20 protein-coding genes are annotated in these 26,515 nt (G+C 42.1%); 2 read left to right on the top strand and 18 right to left on the bottom strand.

The features are described from left to right. Positions 1 to 25 precede the first annotated feature (25 nt). The 6 genes from WCG05_02075 to WCG05_02050 all read right to left on the bottom strand — a co-directional run bounded on the left by WCG05_02075 (position 26) and on the right by WCG05_02050 (position 5,855). On the bottom strand, positions 26 to 1,006 hold the full coding sequence (locus WCG05_02075) for a hypothetical protein (GenBank protein MEI8320783.1): 981 nt from the start codon (positions 1,004 to 1,006) through the stop codon (positions 26 to 28). Next, a complete protein-coding gene (locus tag WCG05_02070) occupies positions 987 to 1,496 on the bottom strand; it encodes a hypothetical protein (protein MEI8320782.1) in 510 nt (169 codons plus the stop codon). The genes WCG05_02075 and WCG05_02070 overlap by 20 nt, the downstream gene beginning before the upstream one ends. Next, on the bottom strand, positions 1,486 to 4,035 hold the full coding sequence (gene leuS / locus WCG05_02065) for a leucine--tRNA ligase (GenBank protein ID MEI8320781.1): 2,550 nt from the start codon (positions 4,033 to 4,035) through the stop codon (positions 1,486 to 1,488). The genes WCG05_02070 and leuS overlap by 11 nt, the downstream gene beginning before the upstream one ends. An 18-nt stretch (positions 4,036 to 4,053) precedes the next feature. Next, entirely contained in the window at positions 4,054 to 4,554 is a 501-nt protein-coding gene (locus WCG05_02060) for a DUF3576 domain-containing protein (GenBank protein MEI8320780.1), read from the bottom strand. A gap of 137 nt (positions 4,555 to 4,691) precedes the next feature. After that, positions 4,692 to 5,150, bottom strand: coding sequence for a hypothetical protein (locus WCG05_02055; protein MEI8320779.1), 459 nt, complete (start codon positions 5,148 to 5,150; stop codon positions 4,692 to 4,694). 51 nt (positions 5,151 to 5,201) lie between these two features. Continuing rightward, a complete protein-coding gene (locus WCG05_02050; protein ID MEI8320778.1) occupies positions 5,202 to 5,855 on the bottom strand; it encodes an IS1595 family transposase in 654 nt (217 codons plus the stop codon). A 227-nt stretch (positions 5,856 to 6,082) separates the two neighbouring features. Here WCG05_02050 and WCG05_02045 point away from each other — a divergent pair, with 227 nt between their 5' ends. Further along, a complete protein-coding gene (locus WCG05_02045) occupies positions 6,083 to 8,011 on the top strand; it encodes a lytic transglycosylase domain-containing protein (GenBank protein MEI8320777.1) in 1,929 nt (642 codons plus the stop codon). Between the two features lie 36 nt (positions 8,012 to 8,047). On the opposite strand, the gene WCG05_02040 is transcribed toward WCG05_02045, so the two are convergent. From WCG05_02040 to tkt, 10 genes are all read right to left on the bottom strand, one after another. Further along, positions 8,048 to 9,820 carry an extracellular solute-binding protein gene (locus tag WCG05_02040; GenBank protein MEI8320776.1) on the bottom strand — a complete coding sequence of 591 codons (1,773 nt, stop codon included), beginning with the start codon at positions 9,818 to 9,820 and terminating at the stop codon, positions 8,048 to 8,050. A 13-nt stretch (positions 9,821 to 9,833) separates the two neighbouring features. Then, positions 9,834 to 11,381 carry a murein biosynthesis integral membrane protein MurJ gene (murJ, locus tag WCG05_02035; protein ID MEI8320775.1) on the bottom strand — a complete coding sequence of 516 codons (1,548 nt, stop codon included), beginning with the start codon at positions 11,379 to 11,381 and terminating at the stop codon, positions 9,834 to 9,836. Positions 11,382 to 11,470: 89 nt separating this feature from the next. Next, positions 11,471 to 11,770 (bottom strand): HigA family addiction module antitoxin, encoded by a 300-nt coding sequence (locus WCG05_02030; protein MEI8320774.1) that lies wholly within the window; start codon positions 11,768 to 11,770, stop codon positions 11,471 to 11,473. After that, the gene (locus WCG05_02025) at positions 11,755 to 14,889 is read right to left on the bottom strand and encodes an efflux RND transporter permease subunit (protein MEI8320773.1); all 3,135 of its coding nucleotides are present in this window, start codon (positions 14,887 to 14,889) and stop codon (positions 11,755 to 11,757) included. The genes WCG05_02030 and WCG05_02025 overlap by 16 nt, the downstream gene beginning before the upstream one ends. Then, positions 14,882 to 16,012, bottom strand: coding sequence for an efflux RND transporter periplasmic adaptor subunit (locus WCG05_02020; GenBank protein MEI8320772.1), 1,131 nt, complete (start codon positions 16,010 to 16,012; stop codon positions 14,882 to 14,884). The genes WCG05_02025 and WCG05_02020 overlap by 8 nt, the downstream gene beginning before the upstream one ends. Positions 16,013 to 16,170: 158 nt before the next feature. Then, the gene (gene alaS, locus WCG05_02015; GenBank protein ID MEI8320771.1) at positions 16,171 to 18,795 is read right to left on the bottom strand and encodes an alanine--tRNA ligase; all 2,625 of its coding nucleotides are present in this window, start codon (positions 18,793 to 18,795) and stop codon (positions 16,171 to 16,173) included. A 58-nt stretch (positions 18,796 to 18,853) separates the two neighbouring features. Then, positions 18,854 to 19,486 carry a hypothetical protein gene (locus tag WCG05_02010; protein MEI8320770.1) on the bottom strand — a complete coding sequence of 211 codons (633 nt, stop codon included), beginning with the start codon at positions 19,484 to 19,486 and terminating at the stop codon, positions 18,854 to 18,856. 21 nt (positions 19,487 to 19,507) lie between these two features. Then, positions 19,508 to 19,957: an SsrA-binding protein SmpB gene (gene smpB / locus WCG05_02005; GenBank protein ID MEI8320769.1), complete on the bottom strand. Its 450-nt coding sequence runs from the start codon at positions 19,955 to 19,957 to the stop codon at positions 19,508 to 19,510. After that, positions 19,950 to 20,966: a type I glyceraldehyde-3-phosphate dehydrogenase gene (gene gap, locus WCG05_02000; protein ID MEI8320768.1), complete on the bottom strand. Its 1,017-nt coding sequence runs from the start codon at positions 20,964 to 20,966 to the stop codon at positions 19,950 to 19,952. Before gap ends, smpB begins: the two co-directional genes overlap by 8 nt. Then, positions 20,953 to 22,905 carry a transketolase gene (gene tkt / locus WCG05_01995; GenBank protein ID MEI8320767.1) on the bottom strand — a complete coding sequence of 651 codons (1,953 nt, stop codon included), beginning with the start codon at positions 22,903 to 22,905 and terminating at the stop codon, positions 20,953 to 20,955. The genes gap and tkt overlap by 14 nt, the downstream gene beginning before the upstream one ends. A 96-nt stretch (positions 22,906 to 23,001) precedes the next feature. Here tkt and WCG05_01990 point away from each other — a divergent pair, with 96 nt between their 5' ends. After that, positions 23,002 to 23,238: a hypothetical protein gene (locus tag WCG05_01990; GenBank protein ID MEI8320766.1), complete on the top strand. Its 237-nt coding sequence runs from the start codon at positions 23,002 to 23,004 to the stop codon at positions 23,236 to 23,238. Here WCG05_01990 and WCG05_01985 read toward each other — a convergent pair. Beyond that, complete coding sequence (locus tag WCG05_01985) at positions 23,235 to 24,635, bottom strand: hypothetical protein (GenBank protein MEI8320765.1); 1,401 nt, start codon at positions 24,633 to 24,635, stop codon at positions 23,235 to 23,237. The genes WCG05_01990 and WCG05_01985 overlap by 4 nt on opposite strands. Before the next feature lie 53 nt (positions 24,636 to 24,688). Further along, complete coding sequence (locus WCG05_01980; GenBank protein MEI8320764.1) at positions 24,689 to 26,362, bottom strand: monovalent cation:proton antiporter-2 (CPA2) family protein; 1,674 nt, start codon at positions 26,360 to 26,362, stop codon at positions 24,689 to 24,691. Between the last annotated feature and the right edge of the window lie 153 nt (positions 26,363 to 26,515).

Raw genomic sequence — 26,515 nt, 5'->3', positions numbered from 1 at the left:
TTTTTTTTAGGGTACCAAAGAAATCCTAGAACTTCAAACAAAAGTTTTTGAACAAATCTTCAGATAGTTGACTATTCAATTTACATTGAGACTCTAATGCCAACAGTTTCAAAACCGTTGTCTCAAGATCTTGTGCATTCCACAAGCGCAACTGATTTAAAAATTGGGCTTTTTCTGTAAAGAAAACGGGGGGAGATACCATGAATAAAAGTTGATCCGCGGAATGGGTGCCCGCCAAGGCTTTAGCATGATGCAAGCGAATCAATTTGTTCAACAGTTCCCGAATTAAACCAATGGGGTTGCTCACTTTATTCAGATCACATTCCTCTTGCAGTGCTTTTTTATCTTTAGCCAAAAATGACGCCACTAACCTTTGCGTATCTTCCGTGACTAAGGGGCTTAGGACCTTTGCGATATCTTCTTCCAGTACATGGGTTTTATCTCCCATATACGTACACAGCTTTTTCAGTTCACTACTTAACAGGGAGGCATCCTTCAGAAACAATCCTGCCACTTGATGAGCCAAAGCATCGGAAATAATCTTTTGTTCTGAGGCAAAATAATTCTTAACCGCAGCACTTAAAGTGCGTACATCAGGGGCATAACAGGGAATAGATCCCAAGGTAGATTCTTTTTCATAAAGCTGCCTTAATTTGGAAGAAGGTCCCAGATATTCGGATGATTGAACAATAAATAGGGTGTCTCGATCTTGAGACAAAACTTCCTTTAAAAGGGGACACAGCTTGTCCGTTGCTTGGGTGACTAGAATCAGCTCATTGTCTCCAAAAAGATTGTTGGAAGATAAAAGGTCTGATAGAAAAATTTTCTTTTGGAGTAAAACTTCTTCATAAATTCGTTTAATGGGAGTCTTAGGAAAATTGAGGCGAAGGGCATTCTCAACTTCTGAGGCCACCCAACCCTCTTGATCCCCATAAAACAACAAAGACTTAAAAGTAGTCCCTTGTTTTTTAAGGGTTGAAGAAAGATCAGCCTTGTTTATTTTCATGATTTTTAGGTTTGTATCCCTTGAAAAAAGTGGCAACTTGTCTGCGGATACCAAGAGCAATGCCATCTAGCAAACGAACATGGGCATCTTTTTTAGAAATCAATGTGGAATAGGGGGATGAGGTCAAAATATTATAGTCAGCGACCGATGATTCCGTTCCCTTAAACAAGACTTTTCCAGACCCAATGTGAGTCAGAGAAAAATCAACCTGCACAACGGCCTGAGCCCTGGTTGTAGTTGCGTCCTTTTGCACAGATAGATTGCGGGTCGAATAATTAACCTGGGCATTTATTTCATAAAGAGGGCGTTCTTCCCCAAAGGGAGAAAAGGACTCCAGCAAAATATTGCGCAAAATTTGCCCTGATCTTTCCTCAATGGTTCCCACCTTAACTTGGCCCAAATAGCCATCAGACTTTTGGTTATACAGGGGTGTGAATCCACAGCTGGAAAGAAACAAGGATAGAATAATAAGACCCAAATTATACAACAATATTGACCACCCTATTCGGAATTACAATCGTTTTTCTAATGCTTTTATCAGCCACAGCCCCTTGAACGGTTGGCATATTTAGCGCTAACTCTAGCAGATCTTTTTCTGTCAAACCCTTGTCAACTTCCAAGGTTCCCCGCATCTTGCCGTTCACCTGAACCGCGAGGATAATCTTATCTTCCGCGGCAAGTTTAGGATCTGCCTTGGGCCAGGGGGCATCAAAAATAAATCCCGATTCCTTATAAAGACTTTGCCACGCTTCTTCAGCTAAATGAGGCATCATGGGGGCAATCAGTTGCAACAAAACCTTAAGAGATTCATAGGCTACAGCAAGGTCATCTTTATGATCTAAAGAAAGATCTTCAATCGCATTAGACAACTCACGAACACGGGCAATTGCTTTATTGAAATGAAATTGTTCATAGTCCTGTTTTACTGCCAAAATGGTTTGATGCAGTCTCTTTTCAACCGCTTGGGCCTTAGCAGAAGGCTGCCCACCGGAAGATCCACAATACTTTTCTGTCACCTCATCCAGCAACTTCCACAACTTGTTCACATAACGCCAACACCCTTGTAACCCTGCTTCAGACCAGTCGAAGTCCCGATCAGGAGGTGAGTCAGAAAGAATAAATAAGCGGACTGTATCAACTCCATAAGCTTCCAGCATGTCAGATGGGTCCACCACATTACACTTGGATTTACTCATCTTCTCAGAAGGGCCAATTTTTAGCGCTTCTCCCTTTGTGGAATAAGCTTTGCCTTCCTTGAATACAACATCGCCCGGGTAAACCCACTGGCCATCTGCTGTGCGATAAGTTTCGTGACATACCATGCCCTGGGTCATCAGGGCTTTGAAAGGTTCATCCAATTTCAAATACCCACACGCAGAAAGGGCCCGCATGAAAAATCGGGAATACAGCAAATGCATCACCGCATGCTCAACCCCACCAATATACTGGTCGACAGGCATCCAAGATTCTGTAATAGATCGATCAAAAGCCTTATCTGTTGGATGGGAACAATATCTTAAAAAGTACCAAGAGGATTCAAAAAAAGTATCAAAAGTATCCGTCTCACGGCGTGCTTTCCCCTTACATTTTGGGCACGTTGTATGTTTCCAGGTGGGGTGATGTTCCAGGGGATTGCCTGGCTTATCAAAGGTCACGTCTTCAGGCAAAGTCACGGGCAACTGATCCGCAGGAACTGGAACCACCCCACAATGATCACAGTAAATAATCGGAATTGGGCAGCCCCAATACCGTTGGCGAGAAACCCCCCAATCCTTTAAACGATAGATGATCGTGGATTCACCCAAGGATTGTTTTTGCAAAGCGTCGATAGCTTTTATCTTGGCAGCCTCTATAGAAAGCCCATTTAAAAATCCAGAATTACACAGGAATCCTTCCCCCCCATAAGCTTCCTTAGAAACATCCAGGGGCTCCCCATGAGGCAATGCAGAAAGCACAGGGCGAATGGGTAACTTGTATTTATGGGCAAATTCATAATCCCGCTCATCATGAGCTGGGCATCCATAAACAGCCCCAGTGCCATAGTCCATAAGCACATAATTAGCCACAAAGACGGGCAGCAGCTGATCAGGTTCAAAGGGCGATGCAACCTTAAGGTGCGTTAAGAAACCTTTTTTCTCAGTGGTCTGAAGACTTTTTTCGCTGGTTCCCAAGGCTTTAAATTCTTCAATGAATTTTTGTAAAATTTTGTTATCCTTTGCCAATTTCGTCGCTAAAGGATGATCCGGAGAAATGGCTAAAAAGGAAGCGCCAAACAAGGTATCCGGCCGGGTTGTAAATACGCGAATTGAATCTGCAGAATCATTCAGTTTGAAATCAATATAGGCCCCAACGGATTTCCCAATCCAGTTGTGCTGCATGGTTGTAACTTTCGCGGGCCAGTCTTTTAGGGTTTCTAAAGATTGCAGCAAGTCTTCTGCAAAGGCTGTTGTTTTCAAAAACCATTGGGATAAAAGCTTTCGTTCAACGGGCACGCCTGATCGCCAACCCTTACCATCAACCACTTGTTCATTGGCTAAAACCGTTTGTTCAATCGGGTCCCAGTTCACCCAAGATTCTTTCCGATAAGCCAAGTCTTTAGCCAAAAAATCCAGAAACATTTTTTGTTCGTGTTGGTAGTACTCGGGTTCACAGGTTGCAAGTTCCCGTGACCAATCATAGCTAAGGCCCAAAGACTGAATTTGGCCCTTCATAGTTTGAATATTTTCCCGTGTCCACTTGGCAGGGTGCGTTTTGTTTTGAATGGCTGCGTTTTCAGCAGGTAGTCCAAAGGCATCCCAACCAAAAGGATGCAACACGTTAAAGCCCTGTGCTTTTTTAGAGCGCGCCACCACATCCCCCATCACGTAGTTGCGTACATGGCCCATATGCAGGCGGCCCGATGGATAGGGCAACATTTCTAATACGTAATACTTGTTGGGTTTATCATCGTGGGCTGCAAAGCAATTCTGCTCAGCCCAATGCTTCTGCCACTTAGGCTCGACTTTTTTAAAATTATAAGGTGTTGACATCAAGGGTACTGGATAAAATTATTTTTCTTCCGCAATTTTCAATTCGCGGGCACGAGTCAAAATGGTGTCTTCAAATTGGTCAACGGTTTTAGCGTTCACCACTTGGTCCTTCCATTTATTGAACTTATCTTGTTTCTGTCTAAAGATGGAAACTTTCAGCGCATCTGACTTCAATTCCCGGCCCGTGATAATCACTTCAACCTTTAGTCGTTCCTTGGGTGTTTCTGTGGGAATATACCAATTCGTTAAAATGGTGCCCCCGAAAGGGTCAACAGATTTCTTGGGCAAGAAAGATGTGGCTTCTAAGCTGGCCTTCCAAAGGTAAGTATTAACCCCAATCCCCTTTGTTGCATTTTTCTTTGATTTGGTGCTTTCATAAATGGGTTCATCAAACAACAACCCCTCAATTTTAGCTTCCCGACGTTCGCGCACGGTTTTTGGAACGCGCAAACTATCATCTTTTTTGGCAGAACAAGAAACCAACAACAAAAGCATCAAAGAGGCAAAGATTTTATTCATAGAAATTCCCAAATTCATAGTCTTATCAATAAACTATTTTTGAACTTTAGACAAAGGTTTTTTCATATTCCAGAAAAGCAAATATTTGATATGTTTGATCCCTACTTCGGGCTGGATCAACTATGTTGAGCCAGCTTTCAACGCTCACCCTTACGAAGGAATCGTTTCCTAATTGCAGAAAGAATCCCTTTTCTGGGTGTTTGAGGTTCTATCTCAGTAGATGTAGATACGTTCACGAGGAGTAGACTACCATTACGAATGAAGCATGCATCCCTCCTAAGGTCTGTTGGAATGAGCGCTTGTATAGCATTTGTGGCCGGCAAAACAGCAAAAGACATAAAGACTGCAATATCCCCTTTTGAAAAGCTGCAGCCAAAAGCTTTATCTTGACAGAGATATACTGCATACTTCTTAAAAAAAGGATCTCCAGATTGAGAAAGTATGTTTTCCAGAACTATAACCCGGATTGAATTATCCTTCTCATCAACCCTTACCTCTTTCACAGCACCGGCACAAACATCTACCTGGCGCAAAATTTGTTTTTTTTCGTCCGCGGCCAAATCAGCAAAACTTTCGGGTGTTTTTCCTAAAAACACCCCCAGTAAACTTAATAAACCAAATAATTTAGGGGCTGAAGTAGCTAAGGATTAATGTTTAGATGATTTATACCAGGATTTGAGCTGAGTTAGAAGGGTTTTGTGATTGCCTCCATTGAAGCGCCACTCACACTCTTTCAAAAACCAGTGAAAATTCTCACGTTTAATACCGTTAAATTTTCTTAAATGACGTTTAGCCTGATTCCAAAAATTCTCTATCCCATTAATATGATTATGCCTATCAGCAAACAATTCAGAATGGTTAATCCTCATATGGTGAAAGGCACTTACATCTAAGGCGTTATAAGACTTGTAGCAATCTGTATATACAATGCTATCAGGTGTTACTCTCTCTTGAATAATAGGCATTAAAGTATCTGTTTTTGTATCATTAATGATGGCTGTATAAACTTTGCCGCCTCTCTTAAGAAGCCCGAATACCGCGACTTTCCCTGCAGCCCCTCGACCTCGTTTCCCCTTTCTTATTCCTCCAAAATAACTTTCATCGGCTTCAACCTCTCCCTCTAATTCATAGCTTGGTTGTTTGCAAGCAATTAGCTCTCTCAAGTGATGGTAAAATCTTATGGCTGTGTTTGCTTGGATGCCCACTATCTCTGATGCAGCTCGCGCTGTTGTTCCGGCTACAAAATGCTCTATAAGCCTGCTCTGCTGCCTTCCACTTAATCTGCTTTTTCTTACATACATTCTAGCTATTATAGACCCTCTTTTAGGTCTTAGCTACTTCAGCCCCAAAATTTAAATTTTCTTTTCATTTTAGGACCTCCAAAGGTTAATGTGTGGCCACAAAAAATATTTTCATATTCGATGCACCCCCTGTTTCTAAACAGTATATGAGCTGACTCCATAAAAAACAAGAAACAAGAAACAAAATACTTCTACTTCTTAACAAAAGAAAATGGCATACTGGGCGAATGATTTATATATTTTTGATCTTTTTTAATTTTGTTCTTATTTCAAATGCCTCTCAAGAAATTCTACGGGCTTACAAAGATCAATCCTGCGCTCAGTTGCTGGAAAATGGGTTAAAGGCCTTAAAAGCAGGTCGAGAGCCTATCATTCCCAATCCACAGGATTGTATACTTGAAGCTAAAATTTTGCGGTGGCTATGGTTTCGGAATAATTCCGGTGACTTTCAAGAACGCTTTGATTTCTTGAAAGAAAACTCTGGCTGGCCCGACCAAAAGAAAATTCGCATCCAAGCTGAACTTTCCATAAATGCGGGCACGCCTGCCAAAGAAGTGCTGACCTTTTTTGAAAAATTCCCTGTGGCAACTTCAGAGGGCGCCATGGCCTATGCTTATGCCTCGCGCTTGAAAAATGCCCCTGAACGGGCAGCCCTTGTTCAAAAGTTATGGCAGGAAACAGATTTTACAAAGTCTGACGAAAAATCTTTTTATAAAACCTATAAAAAAATACTGACCAAAGAAGACCATGCGGCAAGAATTAACAGGTTGATTTATGAGGGCAACTATTACGGATTAGAGCGTATAAAGCCACTAGTTTCTACTCGAGCAAGGGAGGCCATTAATTTCGTAAACAACCTTCTAAAGAAAAAAAGATTTTCAAAAGGAGACTTAAAAAAACTGAGTCCCTATTATCAAAATAATTCTGCCGTCTTTGTGCGTCTGATTCAGGCTAATATTGCCGCTAAAAAAGAACAAGATGTCTTAGAACTTTTTCGAACAGCCCTGGATGGTGGGTTGTTACACGAATACCCTGTGTCTCTAAGAAAGTATAGAAATTACTGCGCTAGAAGCCTGATGAAAAAAGGTCAAAATCTAGAGGCCCATACCCTCTTGACTACAGCGTTAGTTGAAGAAGAAAAAGAAAATTTGATTGATTATGTTGAGGGAGAGTGGCTAGCTGCTTGGCTTGCGCTTAGAAAATTGGGTCACCCGAAAGAAGCTGCAAAAAGATTTTCAAAACTTTATGCTCTAGTTAAAACCCCTATCAGCCAATCAAAAATGGCCTATTGGACAGGCGAATCTTATGAGACTCTTGGAAATAAAGAAACCGCAAGGGAATGGTTTAAAAAGGGAGCCATTTTTCCCCATACATTTTATGGGCAATGCTGTTTGGAAAAACTCGACAAACCTCTGGATTTCGACTTTGAGGAAACCGCTGAATTGCGCCCAGAAAAAGAATCGGACAAAGAGCTTTTTCATGTTCTGAAAATTCTAGTGACATATCATTTTGATCAAGAATCCGAAGATTTATTTTTGTTTCTAGCTAAAACCTTGAGTGCGCACAATACGAAAGCTCTCATAGCTGTGGCTGATAATCTGGGTCTAAAACATATGATTGTTTTGGGTACAAAGTTTGCGGCTAAAAATGGAGCAATTTTATTGGAAGCGGTCTATCCTGTCCGTCCTGTTCCGTCTGATTTTCCCTTTCTTACAAAACCGTTGCTTTTATCTTTGATCCGTCAGGAAAGTGGTTTTAATGAGAAAATTGTCAGCTCTGCCTATGCAAAAGGTTTAATGCAATTGGTTGCACCTACGGCAAGACAGCTGGCAAAACGCCATAAGATTGAATTTAAAGATCACTATCTTACAACGCGTCCCGATATTAATTTAACATTAGGATCTCATTACTTATCTGATCTGATGAAAAAATATGATGGGAATATTCCTCTGACCTTAGCGGCTTACAATGCTGGTCCTAAGCCTGCTGCTGAATGGGTTAAAGCTTTTGGGGATCCTCGAGATCCAAACGTTAATTTGGTGGACTGGATTGAGAGCATTTCATTTGGGGAAACCCGAAGCTACATCCAGCGTATTTTAGAAACTATCCCTGTCTATCAAAAAAGATTGGGCGAAAAACCACAGTTTTATAGCTAGATTAATTTAACGGAAAAGGAAAAAAAACCCAGATTTTTAATCTGTCCACCAGGACTCTAATCTAGATTCTAAATGGGCTGTATGCTTAGGATGCTTCAACCGGCTTTTGTGGGCAATCATATCTTTGCTAAGATACCCCAGGGGGATCAGATAGAACTCGCCCATTAAAATTCTATCCAGTGCGTTCACATACACCACAAGCTCTTTCTTTGTTTTAGCTGCAATAATTTTAGGAATCAGGGCATCAATCACAGGGTTCTTGATCCCTGGGTAGTTCCGGCTTCCGGGCGTATCCGCTGAGGACGAAGACACGTAATTAATCAACTCATTTCCTGGAGATTTTGCCGCAAACCAATTATGAAATAAAATATCGTAATCAAAATCCACTTTCCGTCGTTCATATTGAGCCCCGTCCAAAAGCTTAAGATTCACGACCACTCCTAAAGATTTCAAATTCCGAACAAGACCTAAAGCCACTTTTTCATAAAATGGATCTGCAATAATAATTTCTACAATGAAAGGTTTTTTTGTTTTCTCATGAACCAGTTTTCCTTGTTCCAAAACCCACCCGGCTTCTTTCAAAAGCTTTTGAGCCGCCTTTATATGCAGCCTTTCTGTGCTTTCGATTATTTTTGGAGTTGCATTGGCAATATCTTTAAAAACCGATTCCGGCAACTGGTCTTTGTAGGCTTTCAAGATCTTCAATTCTGCCTTGCTGGGCATACCCTTTGCCGCAAAGTCACCGTTGGCAAAAAAACTATTCAGTCGAGTATACTGACCCTGGAAACAAGTCTTATTAACCCAATCAAAATTAAAGGCAAGATTGAAAGCTTCCCGCACCCGAATGTCGTGGAAAAAGTCGCGGCGAGTATTCAAGGCAAAGGCCGTCATTCCCTCAGGCCGGTTATGAGTTATTTCTTCTTTAACAATGTGCTTAGAAGATGGAAAATGATAATCTTCCACCCATTTTTGCGGATCTTCTTCCTCAATATAATCGATTTTTCCTGATTTAAAGGCTTCAAATTTTGAGGCCCCATCTCGGTAATAATCAATCCTTATTTCATCAAAATTGTATCGTCCCTGATAGACGGGAAGATCCTTTCCCCAAAAATCTTTGTTTCGTTCAAAAACTAAAGATCGGCCAAAATCAACAGACTTAATGCGATAGGGCCCATTGCCAATAAGGGGAAGATGAGTCAATTTGGTTAAGTCTTTCCCTTCATAAGCCTTCTTAGATAACAAGGGCATCATAGATAAAATCAGGGGCACTTCCTTGTCAGGGGGGGATACTTTTTTAAAGGTCATTTTCACCCTAAGATTCCCCAACTTTTCCATTTTTTCAACTTTTGAATAGTAGGTTTTCATAAAGGGTTGTCCCACCTTTAACCATGTTTCCCAACTAAAAATCACATCATCAGCTGTGATAGGATCTCTCGTTTCCCAACGGGCCTGAGGACGGATATTAAAGATAATCCATGATCGATCTTTTGGGGTTTCCACACTTTCTGCCACAGCCCCATACATAGAAAAAGATTCTTCCGGTGAACGGCCCAAAAGGGTTGCCCGGGTTAGGGATACTTTTTCTTCCGCAACGCCCTTAACAATCCAAGGATTCAGGCTTTCAAAAGTCCCCACTTTTCCAATAGTAACCTTTCCCCGTTTGGGCGCTTTAGGATTTACAAAGTCATAGTGGGTAAAAGAAGACTTGTATTTAAGATCTCCTTCTAATTTCGAAATGCCGTGCATTGATTTGGCTTTAAGGCCCATGGCAATCGACAACAACAAAGTGAAAAACAAAATTTGTTTCATTGAATAAAAATTCCTAGTTAATGCTGTTGAGTTTAGACTGAATCTTCCCAAAATGAAAGGTTCCTGTGGCGTAGGCAATCAACATATAGACCCCAAAAGCCAGCCCAAGGACCCCCGGCAACAGAATCCAACTTGAAACAGTGATGCGGGTCAACGCCAATTCTACCCAAGGGTTTATAAACTTAATATACAAAATCAAAAGGCCGATACTCACAAATAAGCGCGGACAAAAAGATTGGATGATATGTTTTAGGTCAAGCATTTTTCTTTTTCTTAAAATAGTTCCCATCAGAAGAGTTTGGGTCCACGAGGCAACGCTTGTTGATAAAGCCAAACCCACATATTCCATAGACCCGATCAAAATCAGATTAAGGGCTACATTCAAAGCCATACATCCAAGACCAATCCACATGGGAGTTTTGGTATCACCATTTGAAAAGAAGACGGTACTAAATAATTTCACCAAAATATAAGCCGGAAGTCCGGAAGCTAAAGCCATTAGCGTGTGCGATGTGGGTGCAATATCAGACGCTTTAAATTCCCCATGTTGGTATAAATGTTCAATTAAAAAAGGCGCCAACATGATCAGTCCCACCATAGCAGGTACTGCTAGCGCTAGAGAAGATTCAATAGCGATAGTTTGTGTTTCAAGGGCTTTTTGGGATTCTTTTTTACGCCAATGTTTTGATAGGGTTGGCAACAGAACTGTGCTCATAGCCACCCCAATAACGCTAAGGGGCAACTGGGCCAAGCGATCCGCATAGTTCATATAGGAAATGCCGCCCACCTTTAGATAAGACGCAATCATAATATCTAAAAATAAATTAATCTGAACAACTCCAGACCCCAGAGCAGCCGGTAGCATGATTTTGAAAAATTTCCTTAGGGAAGGCGTTATTTTGGGCCAGGTAATTTTGACTGAAATATCTGACATCTTGCAAGGCACAAAGACCCACAGAAACTGAACAACCCCACATCCCAAAACACCCCAAGCAAGGGCATATCCCGCTGACTTGACGGTAGGGCTTAGGTAAAGCATACAGGCAATGATGAATAAGTTTCCTGCTGCAGGGGAAGCCGCTGCTGCCACAAATCGTTCAAAAGAATTCAGAATACCACTAAAAAAAGCAGTCAGAGAAATGAAGAATAAAAAGGGAAAAGTTATTTTTGAAAATTCGATGGTTAATAGAAGCCGTTCTGGGGTTTGACCCAAACCACGAAAAAGCATGGGAATTAAATTAGGTAACAGCAGTTCAACAACAATGGTCAGACCTAAAAGCACGAAACATAAAAGAGAAAAAATGTTTTGGGCAAAGTTCAGGGCTTCCTTGCGCCCCTCGGTAGCCAGAACGCCCGAGAACATGGGCACGAATGAGGCATTAAAAGCCCCTTCAGCAAAGATGCGTCGAAACAAGCTGGGAACCTTGATGGCAATCCCAATGGCGTCACTAACCACGTTAACGCCAATATAGTGAGCTTGTAGGGTTTCCCGTACAAACCCGGTGATACGGCTTAAAACAGTGAACCCGCCAACGGACAAAACTGAACGAATAATTTTCATAGTTCAAAACTTTCTGATAAATAAAACTGTGGGGATATTAAAAATATTTTGCAAAAGCAGCAAGCGATTTGTTTGATTTGGTATAAGTTCTATGCAGCTTGCTTAGGTTTAACGGTTTTTTTAATCTGCGCCCACAATTGATCTTTGCCAAACTCCAGATCATAGCGCTGTTGTAAATTCATCCGGGTATTGGCCCCCACTCCAAAAAAGCGTTCAAATCTTAGGGCCGTATCAACAGTTATATTTCTTTTGCCCTGAAGTATTTGAGACATCCTTTTAGCTGGAACTCCCAATTTTCGAGCAAGCTCGGCACTTGATAATCCAAGAGGTTGCATAAAGTCTTCCCAAAGAATTTCCCCGGGATGAATGGGGGCTATTTTTTTGGCCATTTTAATTCTCCGTTCTTTCTAGTTTTCCGTCTGTTCCAATTTTCTCGCATCATCAGCGCACACGGCGTCACAATCAGTGTAATCATTGACGCAAAGGAAACCCCGTAAACAATAGCGGTTGAAAGCTGCACCCACCAGGCGCTTGAGGGGGCACCTACAGTGATGGCGCCCGTTAGAAAGTCAATATCCATACGAGCCATAATGGGCAACAACCCCAATACACAGGTAATTTTTGTTAGAAAAATCGGACGTAGGCGAAGAGCCCCTGTGCGCAAAATAGCTTCCCGCACATTGGTTCCTTCCTTCACCAGAACATCAAAAGTATCAATAAAAATAATATTGTTACTGACAATAATTCCCGCCAAGGCGATGACCCCAATACCGCCCATCACAATACCAAAGGGTTGTTTCATAATCAGCAGCCCCAGGAACACCCCAATGGTTGACAAGACAACCGCACTAAGCACCAGCATCGCGCTAAAAAAGCTGTCAAACTGGGTCACCAAAATAACCAGAATTAAAAACAGGGCCACGGCAAAAGCCTTTAATAAAAAGGCTTGGGTTTCTTGCTTATCGGCCTCTTCCCCCTTAAAACGAATTTCAACCCCTTTAGAGGGAGGTTTTTTTTCGATCCATGCTTTTATTTCCTTCACTTTAGTATCTGTCAGAACACCTGGTTTTGTATTGGCCAGGACCCGCAAAACAGGCTTTCCATCAGTTCGGTCAATATGATCTACCCGTTGTTTTGGTTTCTTTTTAATGAAGTGACTTAGGGGGATTGAACCCTCAGTGGTTGAAATACGTAAAGCATCTAGATAATTAAGAGTCCGATATTCTGCGGGGAATCTGACAATCACGTCAATCTCGTCTCGGCTATCTACGGGCTGGAATGTGCTTATCTTTAATCCATCTCCCACCATTTGAATCATATTGCTGACCGCAGCCACGTTCGCTTTATATTTAGCTGCCTCTAGTCGATCCACATCTATTTGCCATTGAATACCAGGGATGGGGCGGCTATCTTCCACATCTTGCAGCCCGGACATTTGATCTAAATAGGTACGCAGCTTCCTAACTTCTGGTTCAATCAGATCGTAATCGGCTGACATCACATTGATCTGAATATTTTTTCCTTGGGAAGGACCCGAACTTTCTTTTCGAACTTCAACGCTGGCCCCAGGGATCACATTCATTTCTTTCGAAACCTGATCCAAGATTTCCTGGGCGGGTCTGCGCAGTTGCCAGTCAATAAACTCAACGGTCAGGGTACCAATTACGTCAGCAGCATTCTGAGTCTCTGCCATCCCCACACGCGTATAAATACTTTTAAATTCCTTATGATTTAACAATTTTTGTTCTGCTAACCGCACAATGCGATCTTTTTCATCCAAAGAAAAATTCCCTCGGGCGTGCACCAAAAAAGACGCTACATCCGGTTCAACATTGGGGAAAAATTGCACCCCACTGCCAAATTTTCCATAAAGGTTAATCACTAAAACCAAGACCATCACAGCCCCAAGCAAAACGCGTCCCGGATAATTAAGAAGCTTATTGGTAAAGCACACATAGAAACCAGTGAAACCCTTTATGTCGGTCAAGGGTTCAGTTTCCATGGCTGCTAAATCCTGAATATGCTTTTTATCAGCCCCATCTAATTTAGCCACCATTCCCCCCAGAACGGGCACCAAAATCAAGGCTACAAGCAAAGACATAGTCAGAGTCGCCATTAAGGTAATAGGCAAATATTTCATGAACTGACCCATGACCCCAGGCCAAAACAACAGGGGCAAAAAGACAACAACAATTGTTGCAATAGAAGAAATAACGGGCCAGGCCATGCGAATTGCCGCATGGTGATAAGCGGTTTTTCTGTCCATCCCTGTGGCCATTTTCCTATCCGCATATTCAACCACAATGATGGCACCATCCACCAACATACCAACCGATAAAATTAGGCTAAATAACACAACCATGTTCAAAGTCATCCCACAAAGGCCCATGAAAAAGATGGCTGACAAAAAAGACACGGGGACTGCAAGCCCCACCAATAAAGCTGACCGCCAACCCAAGCTGGCAATAATGACTAACATCACCAGGAAGATGGCCATCAGAATATTATTTTGCAGCTCTTTCAACATATCTTTAATTCGTTGAGAGGCATCTTGAGAATAGTTTACTTTTATGGCCCCCTTAAGTGCGCTGATATCCTTATCAACGGTTGCCCTGACCTTTTCAATTGTTTCAATGATGTTTTGCCCAATGCGTTTCGATACTTCAATGCTAACGGTGGATTGCCCCCAGGAGCGGGCCAGGTTTTGTTGCGTGCGATAAGATCTTCGAATCTCTGCTATGTCTTGCAACTGCACCACAGAATTGGCTGTTGCCCTGACAGGAAAATTAAAAAACTGTTGTCGATCTTTCACTAAGCCCGGAGTCTTTAAAGAAAAACTGCCTGCCCCCACATTCATAACGCTGCTCGGGACCATCAGGTTATTTCTGGCAAATGATTCCATAATTTCTTGGGCCGATATTCCATAAGACTGCAGTTTTAGAGGACTAATCAAAACCTCAATGGCCTCAGCTCTATCTCCCACCAGCTTGGCATCTAGAACGTTACTGATTCCTTTGATATCATCCTGAATTTTTTTGCCAGCCTCATACAAAAACCGTTCGGGTACATCCCCAGAAAGTTCAACATTTAAGACGGGAAACAGACTCACATTCACTTCTTTAACCAAGGGATCATCGGTTCCCACAGGGTACTTAGCCTTGGCAAAATTTATTTTGTCGCGTACCTCTGTCAGGCTTTTGGCTAAATCAACACCCGTATGAAATTCCACATAAACAACGGCATAACCTTCATAAGCTGTTGACTTAATTTCTTTAACGCCCCCAATACTTTGCAGTTCTTGCTCGGTAGGTTTCAGAAGCAACCGCTCCCCATCTTCGGGCGAAATACCTGCATGGGTAATGACGACATAGACAATAGGAATGGGCACATCCGGGCTTGATTCTTTTGGGATCGTCAGATAACTCACAAACCCTGCCAACACCAAAAACCCGAAAAGCAACAAAACAGTTCGGCTATGCTTTAAGGCAATTTCAATCAGGCTAAGCATGAGGGGGCTCGGACAAAGTATCTTCAAAAACTGGGGTGACAGATTCCCCATCTTTAACAGTTTCTTGCCCCAAAGTAATCAATGTGACTTCAGGGGGCAATCCAGCAACCAAGACATGGTCTGCTGTTGAGTCGACCACTTTAACTGGCATGAATTTAGCTTTGCCAAACGTTAAAGTTTTTGCACCCAAAGTTCCCGCTTCCGACAAGGTCAAATAGGCGGGGCTTATTTTATGAAGCTTTTGATCTTTGAGCTCCAGTTTCACCGTTGCCGTCATCCCTACCGGCAATTCGTACCGAGGGTTAGGGATCGCAATTTCCATCTTAAATGTTTTTGTTGCATCATCCGCAATGACCGATAGAAAGCTTACAACCCCCTGAATTGTTTGTTGGTTAGACAGCAGAACTTCGGCTTTTTGTCCCTGACGAACATGTTGGAAAGTTTGTTCATTAATAAACACTTTCACCCGCAGGGGGTTTAGGTTCACAAATTGGCCCAGGGTTTTGGCTATGCTCACCGCCCCATTTTCCTCAACGCTGTAATGATTCACAACCCCATCAAAGGGGGCGCGAATGATCAACCGATCACAGTCCAGTTGCGCCTTTTTTAGGGCTTGGTTAGCTTCCTCAAAATTAGCGTTTGCTTGGGCCAGTGAAATGGGTGAGCTATAATTTTTGGCATAAAGTTTGGATACCGTATTCAGCTGCATCTCCCTAAGCTTTAACTGGGCTTTGGCCGTGTCTCTTTTGTGAAAAAAATCTTGTGCTTTTAATTGAATAAGGGGGGTTCCCTGGGAAACAAATTTTCCTTTAGGGGTTATAATTTTTTCAATTCTGCCATCCAATTGAGATGAGATTTCATCGGTTTGAGAAGCCATTGTTTGGCCACTTAGATGTACGGAAATAGGGTAAACAGCTGCTAAGAAATTCTGGGTACGCACCTTTTGAAGGGGTGACGAGGAAGAAGATTCTGCTTGTTGGTGTTGGGTCGTAAGGACCAGTTTTTTCTTATGAGAAGACGCCCCGAAAAGAAACCATCCCCCAACGACAGAAACTAAAAAGGCAATTAACAAATAGGATTTGTTAGGCCGCCATTTCTTGAAAGTTCGTTCTGATAAATCCATTTTTTTGATGATACCCACATACAGACGTCATTTTACGAGCAAGGCTTCTGGAACGCAAGAAATAACTGATTATCCCGTCATTGCTTTCCTCAGGCGTGACCCGAGGGCTCACGCCTTACCTCTTGCGTTGCGCCCTCAAAAAAGATGGGTTTTATACCTTAAAACTGTTTCAACACTTCCAGCGCCACAGGAATCAGTTCGGGTTTGTCGCCCCCACATTGGGCTAGATCTGGCCTGCCGCCGCCACCTTTAGATTCCAGGGCATGGCTAATGGATTGAATCAAAATACGGGCGTCCAAGGCAGAAAGAAGATCTTCTGTTACCCCTACAAGGGCTGATACTTTACTGCCATTAACAGAAGTCAAAAACACGATTCCAGATTTTAGACGATTTTTCAGGGTATCCATCAAGGGTTTTAAATCCTTGGCTGAAAGCCCATCAGCCTTTACGTGGAACAAGGGACCATGCTTGGTTTCATAAAGTTCTTCCCCCCCTTTGACGGAAAGTGAAGACTGTTTTTTAAGATGGTCTACTTCTTTTTCCATCTTTCTTTTGTCTTCTATAACCTGCATCAGTCGATGAAGCATTTGTTTCAAAGGACTCTTCAGTAAGTCACACGAGGTATAAACAATGCTTTCTATCTCAGCCACATAATCTTCTGCCCCAATACCTGTGACAGCTTCTAATCGGCGAACACCAGCTGAAACACTCGATTCGCCAATAATCTTAAAGAATCCAATATCACCGGTTCGGGCAACGTGGGTTCCCCCACATAGTTCTTTTGAATAGGCCGTATGATCATCTTCCCCGATGGCGACTACTCGAACTTCTTCCCCATATTTCTCGCCAAACAGAGCTTGCGCACCCCCTTGGATAGCTTCTTCTGGAGTTGAAATTAAAGTCAATACGGGGGAGTTTTTCCGAATCTGAGCATTTACTTCTCGCTCTAAAATCATTAAAGCCGCTTTGCCAAGGGCTTGGGGATAGCTGAAGTCAAAACGGAAACGATCGGGGGCCACCAAAGACCCCTTTTGCACAACAGATGTTCCCAGCTGAATCTGCAAAGCCGCATGGAGCAAGTGAGTTGCCGAGTGGTTGGCCCGCAGCTTTTGCCGACGGTCTGAATCAATCAACATTTGAACGGGGTCATTGACCCGCAGCATGCCCTCAGCCACTTTTATTTCATGGACATAAAGCTTGCCTGCTTTTTTAAATGTATTCACAACCAGCGCAATGCCATGAGGTCCCTTAAGAGCACCCATGTCACCCAATTGGCCACCGGATTCTCCGTAAAAAGGAGTCTGGCTTGTCAAAAGATAGGCCGTTTCATTTTCGCGAACTTCCCCTACAAAATGACCGTCCTTCATCAACTCTAAAATGGACCCTTCCGCAAAATCCGTTTGATATCCTAAGAAATCTGTGGGCCCATGTTTTTCGAGCACTTCAAACCAGGCTGCATCCGTATTTTCTTCCCCAGATCCTACCCATGAAGTGCGTGCCAAAGCTTTTTGTTGTTCCATAGCCTCAAGGAACTCATCATGATTTACAACCATTTTATGTGACTTCAAGATATCTTCTGTTAAATCCAAAGGGAATCCAAAAGTGTCGTATAATTTGAAAGCCGCATGGCCTGAAAAAGTTGATGAGCCTTCATGTTTCGAAATTTCTTCTGAAAGTATTTTAAGACCCCGACTCAAAGTTTCGCTGAAGCGTTCTTCCTCTAATTTAAGGGTAGATTGAATCAAGTCTTTTGCCCGGTTGAGTTCTGGATAAGCCCCGCCCATTTTATCCAAAAGGACAGGAACAATTTTATGCATCAAAGGTTCCTTTGCCCCCAAAAGGTGAGCATGACGCATAGCCCGACGCATGATGCGACGCAGTACATAGCCGCGGCCTTCGTTAGAGGGTAAAATGCCATCTGCAATTAAAAAGCTGGAAGACCGTAAGTGGTCAGCAATGACTCGTTCAGAAATAAGGTTTTGATCCGTCAAGGGTGCACCCGTTTTAAGCGCCACATCCTCAACGATGGCTTTCAGGATATCCGTATCATAGTTGTTATGAACACCCTGCAAAATAGCGGCAATGCGCTCTATCCCCATACCCGTATCTACACAGGGGCGGGGCAGTTTTGTTTGGGATCCATCCTTATGCTGCTCAAACTGCATGAACACTAAATTCCAAATCTCAACGAATCGGTCTCCATCCTGATCAGGCGTTCCAGGAAGCCCCCCAGGAATGTGTTCTCCGTGGTCATAAAAAATTTCAGAACAGGGGCCGCAAGGACCTGTATCACCCATGGACCAAAAATTATCTGTAGTGCTGATGGAAATAATTTTATGATCTGGAAAGTTAGTGATCTTTTTCCAAATGGCCGCTGCTTCGTGGTCATCTGCATAAACGGTCACATAAAGCTTGGTGGGATCTAATTTAAATTCTTTGGTGAGTAGAGTCCAGGCATAGGAAATTGCCTCTTCCTTAAAGTAATCTCCAAAAGAAAAATTCCCGAGCATTTCGAAAAACGTATGGTGGCGGGCTGTATATCCCACGTTTTCTAGATCATTATGTTTGCCCCCTGCCCGCAAGCATTTCTGCGCTGTAGTGGCTGTTGCAAAGGGAGCCTTTTCTTGGCCCGTAAAATAGTTTTTAAACTGCACCATCCCTGAATTTGTGAACAAAAGAGAGGGATCATTATGGGGAATCAAAGGACTTGAGGGCACAACTTTGTGTCCATTTCTCTCAAAGAACTTTAAAAAAGTTTGACGAATATCTGCTGTTAACATCATGTTCACACTTTACCAGCCAGTAAAAAAAATGCAACCATTCCGGAATGGAGAGTAATTTTTATAGAAATGGCTTTCGTCCCAAGTCCCACCAAATCAAGCGATTAATTTTCCCCTCATCATCAAGAGGGGTATGAGTAGTGTCTCTTAATTGTCTAGAAATAAACACGCAGTACAAGGTAAAATCTTCACGTTCTTTTGAAAGATGAGGTTTTTTTCTAATAACTGCATCTACAGCTGATTTGGTTGAAGCGTCTATTTTGTTAAAAACCCTGTTCCGTTCTGTGGGATTCATAATCTCAATTTTTTTCATCGCTAATTTGGCTAAGCGATCCATTTCGTCACAAATTTCTTCTAGGTCTGTGGCGGCTACGGAATTAAGTTTTTTTGCAGCAATAGAACGATCGACATGTTGCATATTCTCAATAATCTCATTATAGGTCGAAGGAACTACATAATGATCCTCTCTTAGGAGCTCTTTCGGAGCTGGTTTAAGAATTTTTTTTCTCAAGGGAATTTTTGTTGGAAATTCTTGTTTGTGATCACTTGTATGCTTATACGGAGTCTCTGCCAAAAGAAAACCTGAGGGATTAAAAGGGGGGCTATAGGTCTCAAAACCCTCATCAGAAGTGACAGCTTGTGCGCAAGGAAAAATCCCTAAAGTTAATATAAAAAGAGTTAAAATTTTTTTCACAGGGCCCTCCTTAATTTTCTTCTATCCATCCTTCATGATTTTGGCTTTTTCGCGACTCCAGTCTCTCTCTTTTTCTGTTGCCCGTTTGTCATGTTGTTTTTTACCTTTTGCAATACCTAAATCTAATTTTACCAAACCCTTTGCATTGAAATAAAGGCTCAAGGGAACCAGAGTAATGCCTTTGCGTTTAATAGCCCCCAACAGTTTATTTTGCTGACGTTTGTGTAACAAAAGCTTGCGGGGTCTTGTGGGCTCATGATTAAAGCGATTTGCCCCTGTGTATTCAGAAATATGGGAATTTAAAAGGTAAATGGCCCCATCTCGTTCTCCTGCATAAGCTTCATTAATAGTAACTTTTCCTTGTCGAATTGATTTAATTTCGCTGCCAAACAAGACAAGACCAGCCTCAAGGTTTTCCTCAATAAAATAGTCGAAGCGGGCTCGACGGTTTTGGGCAATAGTCTTACCCATGGGTTAAACGAGCCATGATCAGGGCTGTGTCCAACATTCTGTTAGAAAAACCCCATTCGTTATCATACCAAGATAAAATACGACAGAAATTGCCATCTACTACGGCAGTTTGAGTCAAATCAAAATTAGAGCTATGGGCATTATGGTTAAAATCAATCGATACAAGAGGCAGATTCACTGCATCCAGAATTCCTTTGAGTTCTGATCTTGCGGCTTTTTCCATGGCCTTATTGATTTCTTCTGCCGTTGTAGGGCGGCTGGAAACAAAGGTTAAATCTACAATAGACACATTGGATGTGGGAACTCGGATCGCTGTTCCGTCCAATTTCCCTTTTAGATGGGGCAAAACAAGACCCAAAGCCTTTGCCGCTCCTGTTGAGGTTGGAATCATAGATAAAGCGGCTGCCCGGGCGCGTCGCAAATCTTGATGGGCCGTATCAATCAAACGTTGATCTCCTGTATAAGAGTGAATAGTTGTCATGTACCCTTTTTCGATGCCAAATTCTCGGTCCAAAATAAAGGCAACGGGCGCCAAACAGTTAGTGGTGCAAGAAGCATTTGAAACAATCCTATCTTTAGCCGTTAAAGTGTGATGGTTTACTCCATAAACAATAGTTTTATCTTCCCCTTTGGCAGGGGCAGAAATCAGAACTTTTTCAGCGCCGGCTTTCAGATGAAGTTCTGCCTTTTCCCGATCTGTAAATTTTCCAGAACATTCCATGACCACTTGAACCCCCAGCTTCTTCCAGGGAATATTTTCCGGGTTCATTTCTGAAAAAACCTGAATCTTTTGGCCTTTAATAATCAGATTTTCTTGGTCATGATCCACCGTGCCCGCAAAACAACCATGCACGCTGTCATACTTGAAAAGGTGAGCATTTGTTTTGACGTCTGTCAGATCATTCACCGCCACAACTTCAATGTTTTCATGATGAGATTCATAGATAGCGCGCAATACAAGACGCCCAATACGACCAAATCCATTAATCGCAATTTTAATTTTTTTCATCGGACACCTCCTTCAAACTTTCTATAATGGTAGAGCTTATTTTTTCAACAGTAAACCCAAAATGATCAAAAACATCTTCCGCAGGGGCTGACATTCCAAAAGTTGCCATTCCAAAAATTAAATCTGTGGAACGCGCATACTTGTACCAGCTTTCCTTTGAAGCAGCTTCAATAAAAACTCGTTTTCCTTGGCCCAAAACTGTTTGTTGATAGGCATGAGATTGCTGACTGAATAGCTCTCGGCAAGGCATGGAAACAACGCGAGCAAGAATGTTTCTTTTGTTCAATTCAGCTGCCACATCTAATGCTAAAGAAACCTCTGACCCCGTAGCAATCAGGGTAAATTCCGCTTCGGCGTGGTCTTGCAAAACATATCCTCCCTTAGCACACAAGTTTTCTTGGAACGCTTGCCGGATGGTGGGCAAATTCTGACGCGATAAAGCAAGTAGAGATGGATTTTTGCTTGCTGTCAAAGCTAAGAACCAGCACTCCGCCGTTTCAATAGTATCCGCTGGTCTAAACACATGTAGGTTGGGAATACACCGCAAGCTGGCTAAATGTTCAACTGGTTGATGAGTGGGACCATCTTCCCCCAAACCAATAGAATCGTGGGTCATAACATAAATAACCCTCTGTTCCATCAGAGCCGACAAACGAATGGCTGGGCGGCAATAATCTGTAAAGACCAAGAAAGTTCCTCCATAGGGAATGAACTCTCCATGCAAGGCCAAACCATTCATCACAGCTGCCATGGCATGCTCTCGAATACCGTAATAAATATAATTGCCTCGGTGATCCTGGGGATTGATGGGCTGCATGGCAGCAGTTTTTGTGTTATTAGACCCCGTTAGATCGGCAGAACCCCCTAACAAATTGGGCAAAATTTCCGTCAATTGCTCCAGAACAAGTTCTGAGCTTTTTCGGGTGGCAATCTTGGGTTTTGATAGTTCAATTTGCTGACAAAATTTGTGGATTGTTTCCCAAAGATTAGTCGGTAATTCGGCAGAAAGTTTTGTGTTTTTATTGCGATTTTTCCAATCTGCATGAACTTCTTTAGACCTGCTTCCAAAACCGCGCCACTCACTCAAAATAGACTCGGGTATTTCGAAGGGGCCATAGGGCCACCCTAAAAATTCCCGGGCTTTTTTAATTTCATCTGCACCTAGAGGAGACCCATGCACTTTTTCAGATCCACCCTTAGTAGGGGCGCCATAACCAATAGTTGTTAGACAGGCAATAAGGACGGGTTGATCAACGGTTTTAGCCCAGGCAAGGGCTGCATCAATTTCATCTGCCTTGTGTCCATCAATGGCTTTTACAGCCCATCCACAAGCCTCAAACCGCTTCAAGTGATTTTCAGATGTGGAAAGAGAAGTAGGCCCATCAATGGTAATATGATTATCATCAAAAAGAACTGTGAGGTGGGAAAGTTTTAAATGCCCAGCCAGAGAAATGGCTTCTTGGGAGATCCCCTCCATCAAACAACCATCCCCTGCCAAAACATAAGTATAATGATTGACTGTTTCTGACCCATGGCGGGTGCGCAAAATGCTTTCAGCCAGCGCCATTCCAACCCCATTAGCAATTCCCTGCCCCAGGGGCCCCGTTGTGGTTTCAATCCCATCAGCATAACCATACTCTGGATGTCCAGCGGTTTTGCTATCTTTTTGGCGAAAGTTTTTTAATTGATCCAGGGTCATATCTTTATACCCCGTCAGATACAACAAGCTATACAAAAGCATGGATCCATGACCAGCAGAAAGCACAAACCGATCTCGATCGGGCCAATGAGGATCACTAGCCATAAATTTCAAATGTTTTGAGAATAGAACCGTTGCCACGTCAGCCATTCCCATAGGAAGACCAGGATGTCCCGACTGTGCACGCTCGACGGCATCCATGCTAAGAGCCCGGATAGCATTTGGTAATTGTGAATTCATTGTTTTAATCCTTTTGATGGATCATAAAGATTCAAAAGCCTTTGGACAAGAAAAACATCAAAAAAGAAGTTTCAAAAAATAGACTATACTCCGGAAATGGCCGGCTACTTTTATCCTGAATATAAATTTTCCTATCTTAGAACGAAAGATGATGTGGAAATAGATCTTATTGTCGAAAGACCAGGAAAGAAAATTTTGTGTACTGTGAAAGAGATAGATCACAGTGAGGCTATTTGTATTTCACAAGAACCAAGGGCAAAAAAAATTGGAGATGTCCTTGTTCTTCCTTGGCAGGAAGCTCTGGAAAAATACTTTGCTAAATCTTTGTCCTAACCCCTTACCCTATCCACAACAGTTTTTTCTGCAGGGATCATATAGTCCGGGCTTTTGATGCCAAACATCTTTAGAATAGTTGGGGCAACTTTGATAGATTCTACCCGAGTCCGAGATTGATCCTTCTTAAGGCCCTTAGAGTACACAATCCAGATTCCTTCAGGACAGTGGTAGGCCGTTCCCTGATCGCGCACTTCAATAATAATACCAAGATCCCGGAAGGGGATTCTTTTACCTTCGTACATTACAACCCCTGATAACACTAATTCGGGAGAACTCTGCAAATTACAATTCAAAGTCAGCCCTGATTCTTTCAAAGTAAATAAGGATTTTTTATCTACTGTTTTTAATTCAGACACACAGGCTTTAAAATCTTTCAGATCTTCTTTTTTGTTGAAAGAAAAAGCAAAATCGGGCTGCATAGCCAAATTGTTTTTAATGGGTTTTTTGTAGCCGAGTGTCTTATAAAACTTGTCAAATTCTTCCAAACGCAATTCACCAACATAATCGCCCCGATCAATAGCTTCTTGTCCCATACTAGAACCAATCATCAGAACATACCCATAGTCATCTGCAAATTTTTTTAGTTTGCCGATCTGGTAGTCCGTAATATTCATGGCTTGGGTTAGGTGATCCCGTTTTAACTCGTCCTCTTTTCCTTTCAAGGTATAGCCGAAATCTTCTGGAAAGGTGTACTTCCAATACCGATGCATCATCCCTGCCGCATGGTTGCTAAAGAAGGTTGCAAAATGAGGTCTTGTTCGTTGGATAAGCTGATAAAAAAAGTCAAAAGCGAGAGGCGACTGAAAAATAGATCTACGTGCTTTTACCAAAGGATTCAATTTTTCCCTCAATAACTGATTTCCAACTGTCATTAAAGATCTAAAGGTAATTCCCCGAGCCGTCAATTCAACCAAATCCTTTAATAAATTAAGAGATAAAGGCACTTTTTTCGGTGTACTTCCCCCATCCCGAGCTGTTTGAGCTAAATTGAATGCTTGAAATAAACTAAGATATTTCGGATAAGTTTGGGAATCTGGGGCAAAAGTATCAGGCACGTAGAAAGCATAGTTTTCATCTTTGGGAATTGGCCACGACTGCAAACTGCCAAAAACCCCAACATTAATATTTTCTTGGGCCAAAATACGCCAATAGGGTAAATAAGAAGTTTTAATTTCCTGATTCAAAAAACGAATATCATGGGTGTCATTGTAAACCCCTCTGTGAACAGTTGGCCAGGTACTCCAAGGATGAAGTTCTCCTGAATCTTTAGTAACAGTGGTCAGTTGTAAAGAATGGTTCAGTAGGTCTGCAAGGTTTGATTTTGGGTGTTGCTTAATATAATGATCTACAAGACGCCAAGGAACTTCATTCAATTCATAAAATAATATTTTCATGAGACCTTTTATATCACTTTTAAAACTTCGTTGATATTATTTTTCTTAAATATTTAATTTTGCTCAAGAACCTGTAGTTCTTTTTTTCCCAAACTTTGGCGATATTTTTCAATGATCGAGTCAACTTCCTGTTGGCTCATGCCAAAACTTTCAAAAACAGCTGAAGCTAATTGGAAACTAGGTGCGAAAATTTCCGGCACAATCGGTTCTGCCCCCAGGGCTTTTAGTTTAAGGGCATCTTGGGCCCCCTGAACACGCACCAAAATTCTTAACTTAGGATAGTATCTTTTTAAAGTAATGACTAGACGAGAAGAAAATGTAAAGTCATCAGAACTTACAACAACAGCCTTTGCTTTATCTGCTCTGAAGGCTTGAAAAACTTCTATCTTTCTAGCATCTCCATAAAATATGGGGAATTTTTTCTTATGTCCCAGGGCAACCCGTGCAACATTTAGGTCAACGATAACATGAGGAATCAAACGCCTTGTTAACAAATTGTGGACGGTTTCTCCCACCGCCCCGAACCCAACAATAATCACATGGTTTTTCAAATCTTGAGATTCTTCTTCCGCCGCCTTTAAAGCAAATCCCATTTCTCGACCTATACGCCCACTAATAAAGTTTCCAACCCAAGAAAGAAGAGGCGTCACCATCATGCTTAAAACCACATTCAGATAAATAATTTGGGCCAGCTCATCGCTTACAATTCCTGTGGATTGGGCTTGTTTCATCAAAATGAAAACGAACTCGCTTCCCCCTGCCAATAACAAAGCAAACCGAATGCTGGTTTTAACACTAATGCGCATGACCATGCAGGTGACAAGCAAAATAGAAGCCTTGGCTAAAATCATGACCACAAAAATACCGCCCACCAAAGACGAATCTTTCAACATAATCTCGGGATTTAAACTCATCCCCACCATCATGAAAAACAGGCCTAGTAGTAAAGAGCGGAAAGGTTTTATATCAGCTTCAATTTGGTGTTTATATTCGGTTTCAGCCAGCAGTAATCCCGCAAAAAAAGCGCCAAGCCCTAAAGAAAGGCCAGCACTTTCTGTCGCGAAGCTGATGGCCAAAATAATGAAGATTGTAACTGCAAAAAATAAATCAGAACTGCCCACTGATGCCACTAGCCGATAAAATGGTCTCAGAAAAAATCGCCCAAACACAACTAGACAAAGGAACACAAGAAAGACTTTAAAGACAGACCACCCCAACAAGTATAAGAAAGATGAGCTACTATCTTTCAGCATGGTCATCCAGGCAAGCAAAATGATGACAACAAAATCTTGAAACAAAAGAACGGAAAAAGACATGCGCCCATACCGAGTGGTCAATTCCTTTTGATCAGACAGAATTTGCAAAACAACAGCGGTGGAAGAAAAAGAAAGGGCAATTCCAATCAAAATAGAGGTCGTAAGGTCAGCACCACAATAATGAGCAATAGCCCCGAACAAGGTCGAGGTTAATAAAACCTGTAAGCTTCCCATCTTTAAAATATAACGTTTAAGTTCCTGAAGTTTGTCCCAAGGTAATTCTAGACCAATGGTAAATAACAGAAAAACAACCCCAAGTTCAGCAATGTTTTTTGAGGCCTCAATATCAGAAAAAACCCCCAATACGTGGGGCCCCAGAATCAATCCAATAAAAAGATAGCCCAAGACAGAAGTAACCCGCAGCTTGTTACAAACAACAGATACCACAATAGCTGCACTTAAAAAGTACAGAATTTGCCAAAAAGAATTTGGTAGGGCCTCCAGAACTTCCTCCTAAATTTTTATAATACGATTTTTTATTTAATCATAAATTGCCCAGAAAATCTATCTTTTTAGATATTCTGTGGTAGGAAAGTTTTTTCAAAACTTGCGAGTTTGCCAGAA

The sequence above is a fragment of the Alphaproteobacteria bacterium genome, from assembly GCA_037146715.1.
Taxonomy (GTDB): Bacteria; Pseudomonadota; Alphaproteobacteria; order UBA7879; family UBA5542; genus JBAWWO01.
The sequence above is the reverse complement of the archived record's forward strand: the minus strand, read 5'-3'. Positions and strand labels throughout refer to the sequence as shown.

Coding starts and splice junctions, on each gene's coding strand:
- leuS (MEI8320781.1), bottom strand. CDS start 4,035: ATGTCAACACCTTATAATTTTAAAAAAGTCGAGCCTAAGTGGCAGAAG.
- smpB (MEI8320769.1), bottom strand. CDS start 19,957: ATGGGTAAGACTATTGCCCAAAACCGTCGAGCCCGCTTCGACTATTTT.
- WCG05_01985 (MEI8320765.1), bottom strand. CDS start 24,635: ATGAAAATATTATTTTATGAATTGAATGAAGTTCCTTGGCGTCTTGTA.
- WCG05_01990 (MEI8320766.1), top strand. CDS start 23,002: ATGGCCGGCTACTTTTATCCTGAATATAAATTTTCCTATCTTAGAACG.
- WCG05_02020 (MEI8320772.1), bottom strand. CDS start 16,012: ATGGATTTATCAGAACGAACTTTCAAGAAATGGCGGCCTAACAAATCC.
- WCG05_02060 (MEI8320780.1), bottom strand. CDS start 4,554: ATGAATAAAATCTTTGCCTCTTTGATGCTTTTGTTGTTGGTTTCTTGT.
- tkt (MEI8320767.1), bottom strand. CDS start 22,905: ATGAATTCACAATTACCAAATGCTATCCGGGCTCTTAGCATGGATGCC.
- WCG05_02045 (MEI8320777.1), top strand. CDS start 6,083: ATGATTTATATATTTTTGATCTTTTTTAATTTTGTTCTTATTTCAAAT.
- gap (MEI8320768.1), bottom strand. CDS start 20,966: ATGAAAAAAATTAAAATTGCGATTAATGGATTTGGTCGTATTGGGCGT.
- alaS (MEI8320771.1), bottom strand. CDS start 18,795: ATGATGTTAACAGCAGATATTCGTCAAACTTTTTTAAAGTTCTTTGAG.
- WCG05_02040 (MEI8320776.1), bottom strand. CDS start 9,820: ATGAAACAAATTTTGTTTTTCACTTTGTTGTTGTCGATTGCCATGGGC.
- WCG05_02050 (MEI8320778.1), bottom strand. CDS start 5,855: ATGTATGTAAGAAAAAGCAGATTAAGTGGAAGGCAGCAGAGCAGGCTT.
- WCG05_02025 (MEI8320773.1), bottom strand. CDS start 14,889: ATGCTTAGCCTGATTGAAATTGCCTTAAAGCATAGCCGAACTGTTTTG.
- murJ (MEI8320775.1), bottom strand. CDS start 11,381: ATGAAAATTATTCGTTCAGTTTTGTCCGTTGGCGGGTTCACTGTTTTA.
- WCG05_02075 (MEI8320783.1), bottom strand. CDS start 1,006: ATGAAAATAAACAAGGCTGATCTTTCTTCAACCCTTAAAAAACAAGGG.
- WCG05_02030 (MEI8320774.1), bottom strand. CDS start 11,770: ATGGCCAAAAAAATAGCCCCCATTCATCCCGGGGAAATTCTTTGGGAA.